Origin of the sequence: Caballeronia calidae (assembly GCF_900044055.2) — a bacterium.
Classification (GTDB): domain Bacteria; phylum Pseudomonadota; class Gammaproteobacteria; order Burkholderiales; family Burkholderiaceae; genus Caballeronia; species Caballeronia calidae.
In genome coordinates this window covers 1-870 of the sequence record NZ_FCOX02000315.1, presented here as the reverse complement: position 1 = coordinate 870, position 870 = coordinate 1, and the positions used below count along the sequence as shown (strand labels likewise).

General features: G+C 61.3%; 1 pseudogene. It reads right to left on the bottom strand.

Going from position 1 to position 870, the window contains the following annotated elements:
* Positions 1-117 precede the first annotated feature (117 nt).
* Positions 118-792: pseudogene (locus AWB78_RS42825) on the bottom strand (IS3 family transposase); the annotation flags it as partial.
* Positions 793-870: the final 78 nt, after the last annotated feature.

Below are 870 nucleotides of genomic sequence, written 5' to 3'. Positions count from 1 at the left end.
CCCGGCCACGGTCTAACCTGTCTCGCCATCACGTCATGATCGCCTGAGCAATCGGCTGTAGTCTCCTGCTGGTAGGGTGACCTTGCCCCTGTTTCACGAATCCCATAGCCGAGGCCATCAGGCCGCTTGCCCCTGTTGAGCGATGGCCCATTTCTTTTCGAACGTCATGGGACTGACGTAGTTCAATGTCGAATGCAGTCGGCGAGCATTGTAGAAGCCGAGCCAGTCGACGATTTCGTCCATCGCCGCACGTCGCGTGGCGAAGTGCCGACCGTGCAGTCGTGCGACTTTCAGCGAGCCCCACAGGCTTTCGGTCGGCGCATTATCCCAACAATCGCCACGCCGGCTCATCGACGAACGCATGCCGTACGCCTTGAGCGTGTCTTGGAAGAGCCCGCTGCAATACTGGCTGCCGCGGTCACTATGGACAATCACGCCGGCTTCGGGGCGGCGCCGAAACCATGCCATGCGCAGTGCATCCGTGACCAACTCGGCCTTCATATGTGGCTGCATCGACCAGCCCACTACCTGCCGGCTGAACAGGTCGATGATGACGGCCAGGTACAGCCAGCCTTCAGCCGTCGCCACATACGTGATGTCGCTCGTCCAGACTTGATTCGGCGCCGTCGCGGTGAAGTTGCGCTCCAGCAGGTTCGGCGCGACCGGCAGGCCATGATTCGAGTTCGTCGTCGCGATGTACTTGCGCTTGTGCCGGGCACGGATGCCGTGCTGCGCCATCAGCTTGCGAACCCGCTCCTTGCCCACGCGTACGCCGCGCGCAACCAGCTCTTTCGAAAGCGCTCAATTCGGCCCACGTAGAAGGCGGAGGCGATGCAACGCAGAATGTGCCCACTACTTTTTCAGTGGGCA